General features: G+C 68.5%; 13 protein-coding genes and 7 pseudogenes. 13 read left to right on the top strand and 7 right to left on the bottom strand.

Going from position 1 to position 15,104, the window contains the following annotated elements; translation table 11 throughout:
- Nucleotides 1–3 precede the first annotated feature (3 nt).
- The 4 genes and pseudogenes from DPM13_RS24435 to DPM13_RS18865 form a co-directional block, all read right to left on the bottom strand.
- A pseudogene (locus DPM13_RS24435) lies at nt 4–644 on the bottom strand (IS5 family transposase); the annotation flags it as partial.
- Nucleotides 645–734: 90 nt separating this feature from the next.
- Nucleotides 735–1,010 (bottom strand): annotated as a pseudogene (locus tag DPM13_RS18875) (aminotransferase class I/II-fold pyridoxal phosphate-dependent enzyme); the annotation flags it as partial.
- A gap of 25 nt (nt 1,011–1,035) precedes the next feature.
- Entirely contained in the window at nt 1,036–1,458 is a 423-nt protein-coding gene (locus DPM13_RS18870; RefSeq protein ID WP_112888615.1) for a RidA family protein, read from the bottom strand.
- Nucleotides 1,455–2,672: a pyridoxal phosphate-dependent aminotransferase gene (locus DPM13_RS18865; RefSeq protein ID WP_112888614.1), complete on the bottom strand. Its 1,218-nt coding sequence runs from the start codon at nt 2,670–2,672 to the stop codon at nt 1,455–1,457. The genes DPM13_RS18870 and DPM13_RS18865 overlap by 4 nt, the downstream gene beginning before the upstream one ends.
- Nucleotides 2,673–2,771: 99 nt before the next feature.
- Between DPM13_RS18865 and DPM13_RS18860 the strand changes: the two genes are divergently transcribed.
- Nucleotides 2,772–3,659 carry a LysR family transcriptional regulator gene (locus DPM13_RS18860; RefSeq protein WP_112888613.1) on the top strand — a complete coding sequence of 296 codons (888 nt, stop codon included), beginning with the start codon at nt 2,772–2,774 and terminating at the stop codon, nt 3,657–3,659.
- A 53-nt stretch (nt 3,660–3,712) separates the two neighbouring features.
- Nucleotides 3,713–4,594, top strand: a pseudogene (locus DPM13_RS18855) (IS481 family transposase); the annotation flags it as partial.
- A gap of 90 nt (nt 4,595–4,684) precedes the next feature.
- On the opposite strand, the pseudogene DPM13_RS18850 reads toward DPM13_RS18855, so the two are convergent.
- The 3 genes and pseudogenes from DPM13_RS18850 to DPM13_RS18840 form a co-directional block, all read right to left on the bottom strand.
- A pseudogene (locus DPM13_RS18850) lies at nt 4,685–5,611 on the bottom strand (dihydrodipicolinate synthase family protein).
- Nucleotides 5,612–5,622: 11 nt separating this feature from the next.
- Nucleotides 5,623–6,395: pseudogene (locus DPM13_RS27530) on the bottom strand (aminotransferase class IV).
- Between the two features lie 89 nt (nt 6,396–6,484).
- Nucleotides 6,485–7,255, bottom strand: coding sequence for a LamB/YcsF family protein (locus DPM13_RS18840; protein ID WP_028718649.1), 771 nt, complete (start codon nt 7,253–7,255; stop codon nt 6,485–6,487).
- A 172-nt stretch (nt 7,256–7,427) separates the two neighbouring features.
- Here DPM13_RS18840 and DPM13_RS18835 point away from each other — a divergent pair, with 172 nt between their 5' ends.
- From DPM13_RS18835 to DPM13_RS18800, 11 genes and pseudogenes are all read left to right on the top strand, one after another.
- Complete coding sequence (locus DPM13_RS18835) at nt 7,428–8,414, top strand: TRAP transporter substrate-binding protein (RefSeq protein ID WP_112888612.1); 987 nt, start codon at nt 7,428–7,430, stop codon at nt 8,412–8,414.
- A gap of 76 nt (nt 8,415–8,490) precedes the next feature.
- Entirely contained in the window at nt 8,491–9,033 is a 543-nt protein-coding gene (locus tag DPM13_RS18830; protein WP_080622660.1) for a TRAP transporter small permease subunit, read from the top strand.
- 12 nt (nt 9,034–9,045) lie between these two features.
- Entirely contained in the window at nt 9,046–9,444 is a 399-nt protein-coding gene (locus tag DPM13_RS26315) for a hypothetical protein (protein ID WP_223252197.1), read from the top strand.
- Nucleotides 9,357–10,354: pseudogene (locus tag DPM13_RS18825) on the top strand (TRAP transporter large permease). Before DPM13_RS26315 ends, DPM13_RS18825 begins: the two are co-directional and overlap by 88 nt.
- Nucleotides 10,355–10,361: 7 nt before the next feature.
- Nucleotides 10,362–11,134: pseudogene (gene pxpB / locus DPM13_RS18820) on the top strand (5-oxoprolinase subunit PxpB).
- A complete protein-coding gene (locus tag DPM13_RS18815; protein ID WP_112888611.1) occupies nt 11,131–12,174 on the top strand; it encodes a 5-oxoprolinase subunit C family protein in 1,044 nt (347 codons plus the stop codon). The pseudogene pxpB and the gene DPM13_RS18815 overlap by 4 nt, the downstream one beginning before the upstream one ends.
- The gene (locus tag DPM13_RS24415) at nt 12,171–12,506 is read left to right on the top strand and encodes a GntR family transcriptional regulator (protein WP_223252196.1); all 336 of its coding nucleotides are present in this window, start codon (nt 12,171–12,173) and stop codon (nt 12,504–12,506) included. Before DPM13_RS18815 ends, DPM13_RS24415 begins: the two co-directional genes overlap by 4 nt.
- The gene (locus tag DPM13_RS24410; RefSeq protein WP_262983369.1) at nt 12,452–12,820 is read left to right on the top strand and encodes an FCD domain-containing protein; all 369 of its coding nucleotides are present in this window, start codon (nt 12,452–12,454) and stop codon (nt 12,818–12,820) included. Before DPM13_RS24415 ends, DPM13_RS24410 begins: the two co-directional genes overlap by 55 nt.
- Entirely contained in the window at nt 12,817–13,248 is a 432-nt protein-coding gene (locus DPM13_RS24405) for a Rossmann-fold NAD(P)-binding domain-containing protein (RefSeq protein WP_223252195.1), read from the top strand. The genes DPM13_RS24410 and DPM13_RS24405 overlap by 4 nt, the downstream gene beginning before the upstream one ends.
- The gene (locus DPM13_RS24400; protein ID WP_223252647.1) at nt 13,209–13,769 is read left to right on the top strand and encodes an NAD(P)-dependent oxidoreductase; all 561 of its coding nucleotides are present in this window, start codon (nt 13,209–13,211) and stop codon (nt 13,767–13,769) included. Before DPM13_RS24405 ends, DPM13_RS24400 begins: the two co-directional genes overlap by 40 nt.
- Nucleotides 13,766–15,037, top strand: a complete 1,272-nt coding sequence (locus DPM13_RS18800; protein WP_112888610.1) for a Zn-dependent hydrolase — start codon at nt 13,766–13,768, stop codon at nt 15,035–15,037. The genes DPM13_RS24400 and DPM13_RS18800 overlap by 4 nt, the downstream gene beginning before the upstream one ends.
- The last annotated feature ends 67 nt before the right edge of the window (nt 15,038–15,104 follow it).

Below are 15,104 nucleotides of genomic sequence, written 5' to 3'. Positions count from 1 at the left end.
GCCTTCGTATCTGACGGCGAGGCGGCGAAATTGGGAAAGCCAGGCGAAGCTGCGTTCGACGACCCAGCGATGCTTTCCGAGATGGGCGCTGCTTTCGACACCCTTTCGGGCGATGCGATGCTTGATACTACGTTTGCTGCAAGCCCGGCGGCAGCGGGCATAGTCGTAGCCCTTGTCCGCATGGAGCTTGCCGGGCCGCTTGCGTGGCCGTCCCCGCTTACCTTGGACAGGAGGAATGGCATCAAGCAAAGGCTCAAGCATTCTACTATCGTGGAGGTTGGCGCCGCTGAGACGCACCGTCAGGGGAATGCCCCGCCTGTCAGTGATGATGTGGCGCTTCGTGCCGGGGCGGCCGCGATCCGTCGGGTTCGGCCCGATGACGTCGCCCCCTTTTTTGCCGCGATGGACGCACTGTCCATGCAGGCCCGGCTCCAGTCCAGGTGACCGGCGCGGTGCAACTGGTGCAGCAAGGTCCGATGCAACTGGTCCCAGATCCCGGCCAACTGCCAATCTCTGAGCCTTCGCCAGCATGTCACACCTGAGCCACAGCCCATCTCGGCGGGCAACATCCGCCAAGGGATACCGCTCATCAGGACAAAGAGGATCCCGGCCAGGGCAGCACGGTCCGATATCCGAGGCCGCCCCATTTAGCCGTGGTTTGCGACACAAGTACTCCGGCAACAACCAGGCCATCGTGCTCGATGTGACGAAGCCACTAGTCTGGCAGCAGGAATCTCGCGCTGGAACTTCCGGATGATGGCGGCCTTGAGTTCAGGCGTGCCGTCCACATCCGTATAGCGGGTCTTGCCGGCGGCGATGGCCTTGACCGCAGCGCGCCGGATATGGTCGGGCGTGTCGAAATCCGGCTCGCCTTGCGAGAGACCGATGATCTCTTTCCCGGCGCGGCGCATTTCGGCGGCCAGGCGGGTCATGGCGATGGTGGGCGAGGGCTGCACCGCCATCAGGCGCGAGGAGAGGCGTGAGGCGTCGGGCTTGGCTGCGATCTGCATCGGGGGTCCTTTGGGTGGGGCGCGGTCAGACGGCCGCGACAAGCTGGATTTCGACGGGCGCGTTCCCCGGCAGCGAGGCCACGCCCACGGCGGCCCGGCAGCCGATGCCGGCCTCGCCCAGTTCCGCGCGCAGATGGGCCGAGGCGAGGTCGGCGATGCGGGAATGGGCGGCAAATCCCGGCTCGCCCACGACATAGACCGTCAGGCTGAGGATCGCGGCAAGGCTCTCGTCCGGCGCCAGCATCCCGCGTGCCGCGGCCAGCGCATTGCCGCAGGCCAGCCGCACCGCGTCGCCATAGGCCTCGGCAGGGGTATCCGACCGGACCGGGCCGTGATGCAGCAGCACGCCGTCGCGGCGCGGCGTCATGCCCGAGGTGAAGATCAGCGCGCCATGGCGGCGGGCCGGGACGTAATCGCCCTGCGGGATCGGCTGGAAAGGCACGCTCATGCGCGATACCGCTCGACCAGCGACGCGAGGCGCTCGACCGCGGCGACGGCGGCGGCGTGGTCCTGCGAAAAGTTCAGCCGCACGCAATCGCCGTGATGCGGGCTGAATTCGGTGCCGGGGGTCACGACGGTGCCGGCCTGAAGCCGCAGGATCCTGACGAAATCCGCATGAGGCACGGCCAGCGCGGGCAGGCGCGGGAACAGGTAGCTGCCGGCCTGCGGCGCGCGGGCAAAGCCGCCGCCGATGCCGCGCAGCACCGACAGCAGGTCGTCGCGGATCGCCTGATGGCGGCGGATCCGGTCGTCCATCCAGCCCTCGGGTTCGGCAAACCAGGTGCGCAGCACGGCCTGGCAGTAGCCCGCCGCTCGCAGGCTGACGATGGCTTGCAGCTTTTCCATCCGCGCGATGATCGCGGGCCCGCCGAAGGCCACGCCCAGCCGATAACCGCTGAGCGATTCCGTCTTGGACGGGCCCATGATGGTCACGACATTCTGCGGATCCAGGTCCTGCGCCCGCAGATGGGTATAGGTCACGGCGGAATAGCGCAGCCGCGAATAAAGCTGGTCGACGATGACCGTGGCGCCGTATTGCCCCGCCAGCGCCGCGATCCGGGCGATCTCGGCCGGCGAATAGACGACGCCGGCGGGATTGTTGGGGTTCGAGAACAGAAACACCCTGGCCCCGGCGCGAAAGGCGGCCTCCAACTGGTCGAGATCCAGCCCGGCGCGATCCTCGCCGGCGGTTTCATAGTCGAGCCGCACCGGGATCATCTCGCCCTCGAAGAACTCGACCAGCTTGCGATTGGCGAAATAGTCGGGCTGCACGATGGCCACCTTGTCGCCGCGCGCTACGGTCGCGGCGACCGCCAGGAACAGCGCGCCCTGCGTGCCGGGGGTGACGATCATGCCGTCGCGCGCATCGACCGGGGCGCCGGTGAAATCGGCCAGGCGTGCGGCGACCTCCTCGCGGATCTCCAGATCGCCGCGATATTCGGTATAGGCCTGGCTGCCGCCTTTGGCGACGCCCTGGGCAAAGACCTCGAAGCTGCCGGGCGTCGGCTCGTGCGCATCGACATCGCCATGCGAGAAATCGACCGGGCGGCCCGGCAGGGCATCGCCGCGCAGCAGCGCCTGGATGCCGGCGGCCGTCTGGCGGACCTCCTGGCCGGGGGCGTTGTCGGTGGCCAGTCTGGCAAACTTGTTCTGGATGGTCATCGCTGGGTCCGTGAAGGGAACTTCGGACCGCATCTTACGTCGATTGGTCATTAAGAAAATCTGGCTTATTCTTGCTTCAGAAGATAGAAAAACCATCTTATGGATATTCGCTTTCTGGAAAGCTTCGTTACCGTCGCCGAATACGGTTCGATCGCCGAGGCGGCGCGGCGGCTGAATCTGACGCCCGCTGCGCTGGCCCAGCGGCTGCGCGCGCTGGAACAGGATCTGGGCCATTCGCTGGTCAGCCGGGTGGGCCGTACGGTGCGGCCGACGGCCTCGGGCCTGGCGGTGCTGCGCCATGCCGGAGCGCTGATCGAGGGCGCGCGCGACCTGCGCGCCATCGCCGCCAACGACCAGCCCGAGGGGCAGTTGCGGCTGGGCGCCACGGCCACGGCTCTGACCGGCCTGCTGCCCGCCATCGTCGAGACGCTGGGCGCGCGCCATCCCCGGATCGATCTGTTCATCCGGCCCGGCGCTTCGGTCGATCTGTATCATGGCGTCGTCGCCGGCGATCTGGACGCGGCGGTGATCGTGCGGCCGCAATTCCCGGTGCCCAAGGCCACCGGCTGGCTGACCCTGCGCGAAGAGCCGCTGGTGCTGATCGCGCGGGCCGGCATGGCGCTGGACGATCCGCTGGAGGTGATCCGGCGCCATCCCTTCATCCGCTATGACCGCAACCAGTGGGGCGGGCAGATCGTGGACCGTTTCCTGCGCCAACAGGGCCTGAAGGTGCGCGAATGGCTGGAGCTTGACGCGCTGGACGCCATCGCGGCGCTGGTCAGCCGGGGCCTGGGCATCGCCATCGTGCCCGACTGGGCGCCGCCCTGGCCCGAGGAGTTGCGCCTGGAAAAGCTGCCGCTGGCCGGCGCAGGGTCGCGCCAGACCGGGGTGTTGTGGAACCGCTCGGGCGCGCGCATCGCGGCGGTGCGCGCCTTCGTCGACGTCTGCGGCGGCGGGCAGGCCCCGGCGCAGGGGCGGGGCCTCTAGGGATCCCACATGTTTGATGGTGCGATCTTCTCTACGGCCTGGCTGGAGGCCCTATGGGACTTGCTTCGTCACGGGGCGCCTCGACCACGCCCGCTGTCCGCGCCGACAGCGATCGCAAGCTTCGCTCGCGGTGTTGAGCCGCGAGTTTGGCATCAATCCGAAGACAGTGGCCAAGTGGCGCAAGCGGGCGACAGATCGAGGATCTGAAGACCGGACCGAAGGAGCCCCGCTCGACCGTTCTGAGCCAGGCGGAGGAGGCGATGGTGGTCGCGTTTCGGCGGCACACCCTGTTGCCTCTGGACGATTGCCTCTACGCCCTGCAGCCGACGATCCCGCACCTGACCCGCTCGGCGCTGCACCGCTGCCTTCAGCGACATGGTATTTCCCGCCTGCCCGATGTCGAGGGCGACAAGCCGAAGCGGCAGCGCTTCAAACGCTATCCCATCGGGTTCTTCCACATCGACATCGCCGAGGTCCAAACCGCTGAGGGCAGGCTCTATCTCTTCGTGGCCATCGACCGCACCAGCAAGTTCGCCTTCACCCGGCTGGTCGAAAAGGCCGGCAAGATGGCTGCCGCCCAGTTTCTGCGCGATCTGGTCGCCGCTGTTCCCTACCGGCTGCATACTGTGCTGACCGACAACGGCGTCCAGTTCACCAATCACGCTCACCACACATACGTCTTTAATCGCGTCTGCGACGAGAACGGCATCGAGCACAGGCTCACCAGGATCAACCATCCCTGGACTAATGGACAGGTCGAACGGATGAACCGGACAATCAAGGAGGGTGAAGCGGATCAGAAAACGATCCGGAGGATCGTTTTCCCGCTGAACGTCAAACGCTTCCATTCCGACAGCCACGACCTGTTGCGCCGCCATCTCGCCGACTTCCTCGCGGTCTACAACTTCGCCCGAAGGCTCAAGACCCTCATCGGCTCGGGCGCGCGCATACATCGCGGCGGTGCGCGCCTTCGTCGACGTCTGCGGCGGCGGGCAGGCCCGGCGCAGGGGCGGGGCCTCTAGGGATCAGGCGGCCAGCCGGGTTTCCAGGCGGGCCATCAGCCGCTCGACCTCGGCGATATCGATGGCGCCGAGCTTCGGTCCCGGGGCGCGCGTGGCGGCCGAGGCGATGGCGCCGCGCCGCATCAGCACATGCTTGCGTACCGCCAAGCCCGAATCCGGGCTGCTGTTCGTGGCGCAGGATCGGCAGGTAGCGGTCGAAGAAATCCTGGCCGCGTCCACCTGTCCTGCGCGGTGCAGGGCGACGGTCTGCACCAGCGCTTCGGGATAGGCAAAGCCGGTCATGGCGCCGTCGGCGCCGCGCTGCAATTCCTGCGGCAGGTACAGCCCGCCGTTGCCGACCAGGATCGACAGGCGCGGCGTGCCGGGCGTCTTTTCATCCGCGCGCAGGGCCGTGATCTTGCTCAGCCCCGGCCAGTCCTCGTGCTTCAGCATCACCATCTGCGGCAGGTCCGACGACAGACGCCGGATCAGTGCCGCCGAAACGGGCAGGCCGGTCGCCAGCGGGAAGTCCTGAAACACCATGGGCACATCGGGACCGAGCGCCTGCGCGACGGCGCGGAAATAGCCCTCGATCCGGTCCTCGCGCGCGGGACCGGCGGCAGGCGCGACCATGACGCCGGCGGCGCCCCGGTCCATCGCATGAGCCGCCAGGTCAGTCAGGTTGCGCATCCCCGCGTCCGAGACGCCGACGATCACCGGCAGGCCGGCGGCCTGGTCGATCACCGTGTCGATGACGGCGCGGCGTTCCTCGGGGGTCATCTTGTTGGCCTCGCCCATCATGCCCAGGATGGTCAGGCCGGTGACGCCGTGGCCGGCATAGAAATCGACCAGCCGGCGCAGGCTGTCATGGTCGATCTCGCCGTGGTCGGTGAAGGGGGTGGCGGCGATGATGAACACCCCGCTGCTGTCGCGTCCGATTCGCTGTGCCATGGCTGCTTTCCCTAGATGGCCGCCGCGCGGCGGGTTTCGATGTAGATGTCGCGGATCCGCCGCGTCAGCGCGCCGGGTGCCCCGTCGCCGACTGCCTGGCCGTCGATCCGCGTCACCGGCACCACGAAATTCGTCGCCGAGGTGATGAAGGCTTCGCGGGCTGATTTCGCCTCGTCGGGGGTGAAGGCGCGCTCTTCGACGCGGATGCCCTGACCATCCGCCAGTTCCAGTACCGAGGCGCGGGTGACGCCCGGCAGCAGGGCGTGCGACAGCTCGCGCGTGACCAGCACGCCGTTCGCCGTCACGATATGGGCCGTGGCGGCGCAGGCCTCGGTGATGACCGCCACTGCACTGCGGGCAGCGATGGCGTCATGGCAGGCCCGCGTGTCGTAGGCATCGTGGGCCGTGACCGTGGCGATCTCCTCGTCCGCTGGGATCCGGGCAAGCAGGTCCGGCAGCATCGCCACCGAGTGCCGCGCTCGGCTGCCTTGTTTTCCAGCACGTTCTTGGCCTGGGTGAACAGCAGCAGCGTGGGCGGCGTGCCAGCAGGGGGGTAGGCGAAGTCGCGGTCGGCGGCGCCGCGGGTCAGTTGCAGATAGATCATGCCCTGATCCAGCCCGTTGCGCGCCACGATCTCGCGGTGGACGGCCAGCAGCGCGTCGGCGTCCAACGGGATCGTCAGCCCCAGTTCGCGGGCGGACCGCTGCAGCCGCGCGGCATGGCCGGCATATTCGACCAGCTTGCCGTCCAGCACGCAGGTCACCTCGTAGATGCCGTACGCCATCAGGAACGCGCGGTCGAAGACCGAGCTGTGGCATCGTATCCTGACCCAGGCGCCGTTCAGGTAAAGGATTCTGCTCATCTGTCCCTCGGTCAGTTCTTGGCGAACGGCGCGATCTCGACGCCGTTCTGGGTCAATGCGGTGCGCAGGGCCCGGACGATGTCGACCGCGCCGGGGGTGTCGCCATGCACGCACAGCGTTTCGGGCTGGACCGGCAGCCGCTTGCCGCCGGTGGTCGGAATCCGGCCGTTCACCACCATCTCGAGCACCTGGTCCAGGCTTTGCTGCGGGTCGTGGATGACGGCGCCCGCCTGGGTGCGCGGCGTCAGCTCGCCCGTGTCGGTGTAGGAGCGGTCGGCATAGATTTCGCAGGCGACCCGCAGCCCGGCCTTTTCGGCGGCCGCATAGGTTTCGGAATAGGGCAGGGTGATGAAGACCAGGGCCGGGTCCACGGCGCGAATCGCCCGGACGCAAAGCGCGGCCAGATCGGGATCGACCGCCGCCATGTTGCCAAGCGCGCCATGCGTCTTCACATGGGTCATCGGATGGCCCTCAAGCGCGCACATGCCCTGCATGGCGACGATCTGATAGATCAGCTGCGTTTCCAGATCCTCGGGCCGCTCGCCCGAGATGCGGCGTCGGCCGAAGCCGTACAGATCGGCAAAGGACGGGTGCGCGCCGACCGAGACGCCGTTGTCCCGCGCCATGCGGATCGTGCGGCGCATCACCACCGGGTCGCCGGCGTGAAAGCCGCAGGCGATGTTTGCCGTGGTCACCAGCTTCAGCATCGCTGCGTCGTCGCCGATCGTATAGGCGCCGAAGCTTTCCCCCATGTCGCAGTTCAGATCGATTGTGCGGGCCATTCCTGCTCCTGTTGCTGCGCAAAAAACGTGCATTGCGGATTTTGGCGATTTTTTCGCGGCGAGTCGGAAGCAACCGTTGACAGACCCGATTTCGCTGCGCCAAATTGGAATACAGGTGGTATACTGAAAATTCAAGTGACCTCCTCACAATCCGGTCAAAAAGGAAAAAATCGTGAAACAGGGAAGAATCTTTGCTTTTGCAGCGGCTTGCGCGCTGGGTCTGGGCGTTTCGACGGCCTTGGCCGAGACCGCCTGGGACATGTCCGTGGTCTGGCCTGAAGGCAATTTCCACACCCAGAACGCCCTTGCCTTTGCCGAAGCGGTGAAGGAGGCGACCGAGGGCGAGGTGGTCATCACCGTCCATTCCGGCGGCGCGCTGGGGATCAAGGGCCCCGAGGGCATGGCGGCGGTCCGCGACGGGCTGGTGCCGATCGCGGACATCTTGCTGAACCAGCAGGTGGGCGAGGCGCCGATCCTGGGCATCGAGACGCTGCCCTATCTGGCGCCGACCATGCCCGACCTGGCGCTTCTGCATAAGTTCTATCGGCCCAAGCTTGAAGAAGTGGCCGAAAGCATGAACCAGAAGCTGCTGTATCTGGTGCCGTGGCCGGGGCAGGCGGTGTTCGCGCCCAATCCGATCAACAGCCTGGACGACATCAAGGGGCTGACGATCCGCGTCGTGGACGCCAACGGGTCCTCCTTCTTCGAGGCGCTCGGCGCGACGCCGGTGCAGATGCCCTGGGGCGAGGTGGTGCCCTCGCTGGCGGCGGGCACGATCAAGGGGGTGACGACCTCGTCCTCGTCGGGCGTGGACGGCGCCTTCTGGGAATTCACCAAGCACATGAGCACCTTCAACTGGCAGGCCTCGTCGAATGCGGTGATGGTGAACCTGGATGCCTGGAACGCGCTGGAACCCGAGACCCGCGCCGCCATCGAGGCGACCGCCGCCCGGATGGAGGGCCAGTTCTGGCTGAACAGCAAGGCCGAGGACGCCAAGAAGCTGGCCATCCTGCAAGAGCATGGCATCGAGATCACCCAGCCCTCGCCCGAGCTGCGCGCCGCACTGCTGGAAAAGGCAAAGCCGCTTTGGGACGACTTCAAGGCGCGGGTGCCGGATGCGGCCCCCTATGTCGACGCCTATCTGACCGCCCGCCAATAGACCGGCCCGCCGCGCCCCGACCCCCGCGACGGGGCGCCGCCTGTCCGCAATCGCGACAAGGACAAAGGACGGAGCCATGCTTGACATGACATTCCCCGCAACCCGGCCCTATGGGCGCATTCTCTCAACCATCGACCTCATGACCGATATCGGCGGCTACGCGGCCGCGCTTAGCCTGCTGGGCATTCTCGGATTGATCCTGGCCGAGATCGTCACCCGCAACTTCCTGGGCAGTTCTCTGCATTTCTCGTGGGATCTGGCGGGCTATCTGATGGGGGCCTGCTTTCTGCTGGGCTGCGGCTCGGCCATGAAGGCGGGCAGCCATGTGCGCGTGACCGCGCTGATCGAGGTCTCGTCCCCCGCCGTCGGGCGCGTTCTGGAGACCGCCTCGGCGCTTGTGGGTCTGGCGATCTGCGGCGCGCTCAGCTGGGCGCTGATCGACATGGCGGTCCTGTCGGGGCAGCGCGGCTCGACCGCCGCGACGACCTTCCGCATGCCGCTGGTCTATCCGCAGGCGGTGCTGGCGACAGGCGCCGTGCTGCTGACGCTGCAATGCCTGGCGCAGGTCCTGCGCCTGCTGCGCGGCGAGTCGATGGCGACCGGACCCGGTCTGGAATAGGGGAAGCCTTGCATGGCAATGATCGTTTTCACCCTGCTGTTCCTGATGGCCGTCCTGCTGGGGTCGGGCATGTGGATCGGCATCGGCCTGATCGGCACCGGCATCGGCCTGGTCGAGATCTTCAAGCCCAATCTTCCGGCGCTGAAGCTGCTGTCGCAGCAAAGCTGGAACACCGCGGTTCCCCAGTCTGTGCTCTACGACAACGACCGCTGCCTTGTGGCGAAGATCCTGCCCGACGGCACCCGCAAGCGGGCGGAGCTGTTCAGCGGCTTCCTGTCGCATTACCTGATCCGGGATCGCTATGGCCGCCCGGGCCATCGACGGTGCTGGGCTGCACGCTCTTGGCCTCGGTCTGCGGCTCGTCGGCGGCGACCACCGCGACCGTCGGGCGCATCACGGCAAAGGAGCTGATCGACCGCGGCTATGACCGCGACCTGGTCACCGGCAGCCTTGCCGGGGCGGGCACGCTGGGCTTTCTGATCCCGCCCTCGACCATCATGATCATTTATGGCGTGATGGCCGAGGAATCGATCCTGAAGCTGTTCATCGCCGGGATCCTGCCCGGCTTCCTTCTGGCGGCGGCCTATATGGGCTATCTGGCGGTCCGCTCGACGCTGAACCCGTCGCTGGTCGGCACGCCGCCCCCGCCCACGTCGCTCTGGGACAAGATCGTGGCGCTGAAGGATCTGGGGCCGCTGCTGCTGCTGATCCTGGGGGTCATCGGCTCGATGTACGGCGGCTTTGCCACGCCGACCGAGGCCGCCGCCGTGGGCGTCGCCGCCTCGATGCTGATCGGCTTTCTGCAGCGGACGCTGGATCTGAAGGGCGTGCTGATCGCCGCCCGCCAGGCTGCCGAAAGCTGCGCGATGATCGGGCTGATCATGATCGGGGCCATGTTCCTGTCCACCGCCATCGGCTATCTGGGCGTGCCGCGCTTTATCGCTACGGAAATCCAGGGCTGGGGCATGTCGCCCTTCATGCTGATCGTCGTGCTGCTGGTCTTCTACGTCATCCTCGGCACGGTGATGGAGGGCCTGGGCATCATCGTCATGACCCTGCCCATCACCCTGCCGCTGGTCCTGGCAGCCGGCTATGACAGGTCTGGTTCGGGATCTTCCTGGTGATCGTGGTCGAGATGGCGCAGATCACACCGCCGGTGGGCTTCAACCTGACGGTGATCCAGCGCCTGACGGGCGACAGCATGGGCCGCATCACCCGCGCCACCATGCCGTTCTTTTACATCATGTCGGCATTCGTGCTGCTGATCGCCGCGTTTCCTGGAATCATCGACCTGCTGCCGGGCATGATGGCAGGACGATAAAGCAAGCATGCCTGCGGCCCAAGAAGGGCCGCGGCGCGAAATCACAGGCCAAGAAAAGATGATGCAACCCAAGATCCTTCCTTGCGGCGATACCGCGCTGACGCTGCAGTTCGGCGAAACCATCGATGCCGAAACGAACGCGCGGGTGATCGCCATCGCCGCGCGGCTGGAGGACATGGCGGTGCCGGGCCTTGTCGATATCGTCCCGACCTATCGCTCGCTTCTGCTGCGCTATGATCCCGAAATCCTCAGCGGCGCCCGCCTCGAAGCCCTCCTGGGCGGGCTGGCGCTGGAGGATGGCGCCGGCGCGGCGCCGGCGCGGCTGTGGGTCGTGCCCTGCCTTTATGGCGGCGACGTCGGGCAGGATCTTGACGACCTGGCGCGGATGAAGGGGATGTCGCCGGAGCAGATCGTGGCGCTGCATTCCGGGGCCGAATACCGCATCTACATGATCGGCTTCGCGCCGGGTTTCGCCTATCTGGGTGGCCTGCCCAAGGCTTTGCACACGCCCCGCCTGCCGAAGCCGCGCCAGAACATCCCGGCGGGCGCCATCGGATCGGCGGGCAGCAGGGCAACATCAACTCGGTCGCGGGGCCGTCGGGCTGGCGCTTCATCGGCTGGACGCCGCTGCGATCCTTCGATCCGGGGCGGCCCGAGCCGTTCCTGTTCCGGGCCGGCGACCGCATCCGCTTCCGCCCCGTCGACACGGCCGAGGCCGAGGCCCTGGCCGCCCGCGCCGCCGCCGGAGAGGCGATCCTTCACCCCGAGGCCCTGGCATGAGCGTCGAGATCGTTTCAGCCGGGCCGATGCTGACCGTCCAGGACGCGGGCAGGGCGGGGCTGCGGCACATGGGCGTTTCGGACGCCGGTCCGGTCGACGCCGCCGCCATGGCGCTCGCCAAGCGCTCGCGGCTTGCGCCGGACGCGGGGCAGGTTGCGGACCAGCCGGTCGAGCATGGCGGCCGCGTTGCTGTCGCGGGCGGCGAGCTCGATCAGCGCGCCGCCGACCGCATCTTGCAGGCCGGCGAAAGCCAGCGCCTGAGGCCGGGCGAAGTGCTGCGGGTCGGCGTCGCCCGCGACGTGACCTGGGCCTATCTGGCGTTTTCCGGCGGCATTGCGACGGCGCCGGTCCTGGGGTCGCGCGCCACCCATCTGCGCAGCGGCCTTGGCGGGGTCGAGGGGCGCTGCCTGCGCACGGGCGACATCCTGCCCCTGGGCGAGGACCAGCCGGATGCCCCCTGCCTGCGCCCGGCCGCGCCGCTGCAGGGGGCCAGCCTGCCGCGCGGCCAGGGTCCGATCCGCGTCGTGCTAGGCCCGCAGCAGGATTACTTCGATGCCGAGACGCTGGCCCGGCTGACGGATCAGGCGTTCCTGATCACGCCGCAGCGCGACCGCATGGCGATGGTGCTGGGCGAAACCGGCCTGCCCGCCGCGCGCGGCCATGACATCGTCTCGGACGGGACCGTGCCCGGCTCGATCCAGGTGCCGGGGTCGGGTCAGCCGCTGGTCCTGCTGGTGGAAAGCCAGACCACCGGCGGCTATCCCAAGATCGCCACGGTGATCTCGGCCGACCTGCCGCGCCTGGCGCAGCTTCCGGTCGGCAGCCGCGTCCGCTTTGCCGCGATCTCGCGCGATGAAGGCGAGCGCATCGGCATTGCCCGCGCCCGCGCCTTGCGCGAGGCCCTTGCCGCCCTCGTTGCCAAGCCCGAAGGCATCCTGCGCTCGGACTATCTGCTGTCCTGCGATCTTGTGGGCGGCATCGTCTTCCCCGAGGAGGTCGTCTGGGCCGAAACGGCCATGAGAGAGGGGGCCAAGGCATGAGCATATCGTCGAACCTGTCGCAGGAGGCGCATCGCCGGATCATCGCCATGATCTTCGAAGGCGCGCTGAAGTCGGGCGATGCGCTGCAAGAGGCGCCGCTGGGCGAACGGCTGGGCATGTCGCGCACCCCCGTGCGCGAGGCGATCAAGCGCATCGAACGCGAGGGCCTGGCCGAGCCTCGGGCCGGTTCACGCGGGTCCGCCACATGCGGCGCAGCGAGTTCGAGGAGATCTTCTTCCTGCGCCTGCAGCTGGAACCCTTTGCCGCGCGGGCGGCGGTGCGCCTGCCGCCGGCGCAGGTGGATGCGATGGAAGGCCGCATCCGGCACCTGATGGCCGCCGGCCCCGAACTGGATGGCAGCCATTTCCAGACCGACAACGAGTTTCACGACATGATGCTGCATCCCCTGGGCAACCGCACCCTCAGCGCGGTCGTGGCCTCGCTGCGGCGGCGCACCTGCGTCTTTGACCACACCCAGGTGCCCGACCGCTTCCTGCAAGGCTGCGACGAGCATCTGGCGATCCTGGACGCGGTGCGCTCGGGCAATGCCGATGCCGTGGCGGCGGAGATGGCGCGGCATCTGGAAAACGCGCGGGACGCCGTTCTGGACCGGCTGGACCGCATTTCGGCAGAGACCGCGCCATGATGAGATGTCTGATCGTGCAACCCATCCACGAAACCGGCCTGGCGCTGCTGCGCCGGAACGGGGTCGAGCCGGTGCCCTGTCCCACGCACGACATGGCGACGGTCGCCCGGCATATTCCCGGCTGCCAGGCGGTCATCACCCGCGATGCCGGCCTGTCCGCCCCGGCCTTTGCCGCGGCCGACAGGCTGCGCGTCGTGGTCGTCCACGGCACCGGCCATGACCCGGTGGACAAGGCGGCCGCCGCCGCGCGCGGGGTCGTCATTGCCAATACGCCGGGCGCCAACGCGCAATCGGTGGCCGAGCTGGCCCTGGGCCTGGCGCTGGCCGTGGCGCGGCGCATCCCGGCGGCGGATCGCGCGCAGCGGGCCGGCGCCGCTGGGTCTCGCGAATCCGCCCGGTTCACCGACTGGCGGGCAAGACCGCGCTGATCGTCGGCTGGGGCGCCATCGGGCGCAGCTTCGGCCGGATGCTGGACCGGGCGCTCGGCATGACGGTTCTGGTCCATTCGCCACGCGCCGCTGACACCGCACCCTATCGCCGCGTCGCCGGCGTGGCCGAGGGGCTGGCGCAGGCCGATCTGGTGTCGCTGCACACCCCCCTGCGCGCCGAGACGCGGGGCATGATGGGCCCCGCGCAGTTCGCCGCCCTGAAGCCGGGGGCGATCCTGCTGAACCTCGCCCGCGCGGGGCTGGTGGACGAGCCGGCGCTTTGCCAGGCGCTGGCCTCGGGGCGGCTGGCCGGAGCCGGGCTCGACGTCTGGTCCGGGGATGCGCCGCAGGGGCCGCTGGCGGCCTTCCCGAATGTCGTCTTCACCCCGCATCTGGGCGGCACGACCGAGGAGGCGCTGATCCGCGTGGCCGAGGCCGCCGCCCGCCATGTCATCGACGCGCTGTCCGGCCGCCTGCCCGAAACCGCGATCAATCCCGAAGTCTGGAGCCAGACCGCATGACCACCCTTGCCGCGCGCGCCCTGAACACCGTCATCGGCGAGACGATCGCCCGCGTCCTGACGCGGGTGAACGCGATCACCCTGGGGGGGCCGGGCTATACCCGCCCCTCCTACAGCGACGAGGAATCCGCCGCCCATGCCGTCATCGAGGACGAGGCCCGCGCGCTGGGGCTTGAGGTGCGCCGCGACCCCGCCGGCAACCTGTTTGCCCGGCTGGCCGGCCGCGATCCGGCGGCGGTGCCGCTTTATGTCGGCTCGCATCTCGACACCGTCAGCCAGGGCGGCGCCTATGACGGGCAGGCGGGCGTCGCGGGCGGACTGGCGCTGATCGCGGCGCTGCGGGCGCAGGGCGTCACCCCGGCGATGGACATCGTCCTGACCGTGACCCGGGCCGAGGAAAGCGTGTGGTTCCCGGTCTCCTACATCGGGTCGCGCGCGGCGCTGGCCCGGCTGTCGCCCGAGGATCTGCAAGCCCCGCGCGTCGATACCGGCCGCAGCCTGGCCGACCACATGCGCAACCAGGGCTTCGACGCAGGGGCCGTCCTGATCCACCGGCCCCCCGCCCCGGCGCGCTTTCTGGAGTTTCATATCGAGCAGGGTCCGGTTCTGGACACGGCGGGTGAGCCCTATGGCATCGTGACCGCGATCCGGGGCGGGCTGCGCTATCGCGCGGCGCGCGTGCATGGCGCCTGGGCCCATTCCGGCGGCGCGCCGCGCCACGGCCGGGCGGATGCCGTGGTGGCCTTTGCCGAACTGGTCGTGGCCATGCAGCGGGTCTGGGACGACCTGCTGGCGCAGGGCCGCGACCTGACGGTGACCTTCGGCCGTGTCGATGCGGCGACCCCCGCCCATGCGATGGCCAAGGTGGCCGGAGAGCTGGAATTCTGTCTCGACATGCGGTCCGAGGATGTTGCCGCGCTGGATCTGGCCGACCGCCTGCTGCGCGCCGAGATCGCCCGGATCGAGGCCGCCCAGCCCGGCATCCGCTTCGATCTGGGGCAGCAAAGCCGCAGCCAGCCGGCGGTGCTGTCGCGCGCCCTGGCCGATCTGGTGGCGACGGGCGCCCAGCGGCTGGGCGACCACCCGCGCCGGATGCTGTCGGGCGGCGGGCATGACGCGGCCGCCTTTGCCGCAGCGGGCTGGGACAGCGTGATGGTCTTTGTCCGCAACTGGAACGGCAGCCATTGCCCCGAGGAGGGGATGGACCCGGCCGACCTGGCGCGGGCGGTCGAGGCCGTGGTCCTGGCCCTTGCGGAGGGCCGGACATGACGGCCGAGACCCTGTCGCAAACCGCCTATCGCCGCATCAAGCAGGATATCCTGGAAGGGCGCATCGC

The sequence above is a fragment of the Paracoccus mutanolyticus genome (assembly GCF_003285265.1).
Classification (GTDB): Bacteria; Pseudomonadota; Alphaproteobacteria; order Rhodobacterales; family Rhodobacteraceae; genus Paracoccus; species Paracoccus yeei.
Note: the sequence above shows the minus strand (reverse complement) of the source record. Positions and strands in the feature narration are given on the sequence as shown.

Coding starts and splice junctions, on each gene's coding strand:
- DPM13_RS18870 (WP_112888615.1), bottom strand. CDS start 1,458: ATGAGCGTGCCTTTCCAGCCGATCCCGCAGGGCGATTACGTCCCGGCC.
- DPM13_RS18865 (WP_112888614.1), bottom strand. CDS start 2,672: ATGACCATCCAGAACAAGTTTGCCAGACTGGCCACCGACAACGCCCCC.
- DPM13_RS18860 (WP_112888613.1), top strand. CDS start 2,772: ATGGATATTCGCTTTCTGGAAAGCTTCGTTACCGTCGCCGAATACGGT.
- DPM13_RS18840 (WP_028718649.1), bottom strand. CDS start 7,255: ATGGCCCGCACAATCGATCTGAACTGCGACATGGGGGAAAGCTTCGGC.
- DPM13_RS18830 (WP_080622660.1), top strand. CDS start 8,491: ATGCTTGACATGACATTCCCCGCAACCCGGCCCTATGGGCGCATTCTC.
- DPM13_RS26315 (WP_223252197.1), top strand. CDS start 9,046: ATGGCAATGATCGTTTTCACCCTGCTGTTCCTGATGGCCGTCCTGCTG.
- DPM13_RS18815 (WP_112888611.1), top strand. CDS start 11,131: ATGAGCGTCGAGATCGTTTCAGCCGGGCCGATGCTGACCGTCCAGGAC.
- DPM13_RS24415 (WP_223252196.1), top strand. CDS start 12,171: ATGAGCATATCGTCGAACCTGTCGCAGGAGGCGCATCGCCGGATCATC.
- DPM13_RS24405 (WP_223252195.1), top strand. CDS start 12,817: ATGATGAGATGTCTGATCGTGCAACCCATCCACGAAACCGGCCTGGCG.
- DPM13_RS18800 (WP_112888610.1), top strand. CDS start 13,766: ATGACCACCCTTGCCGCGCGCGCCCTGAACACCGTCATCGGCGAGACG.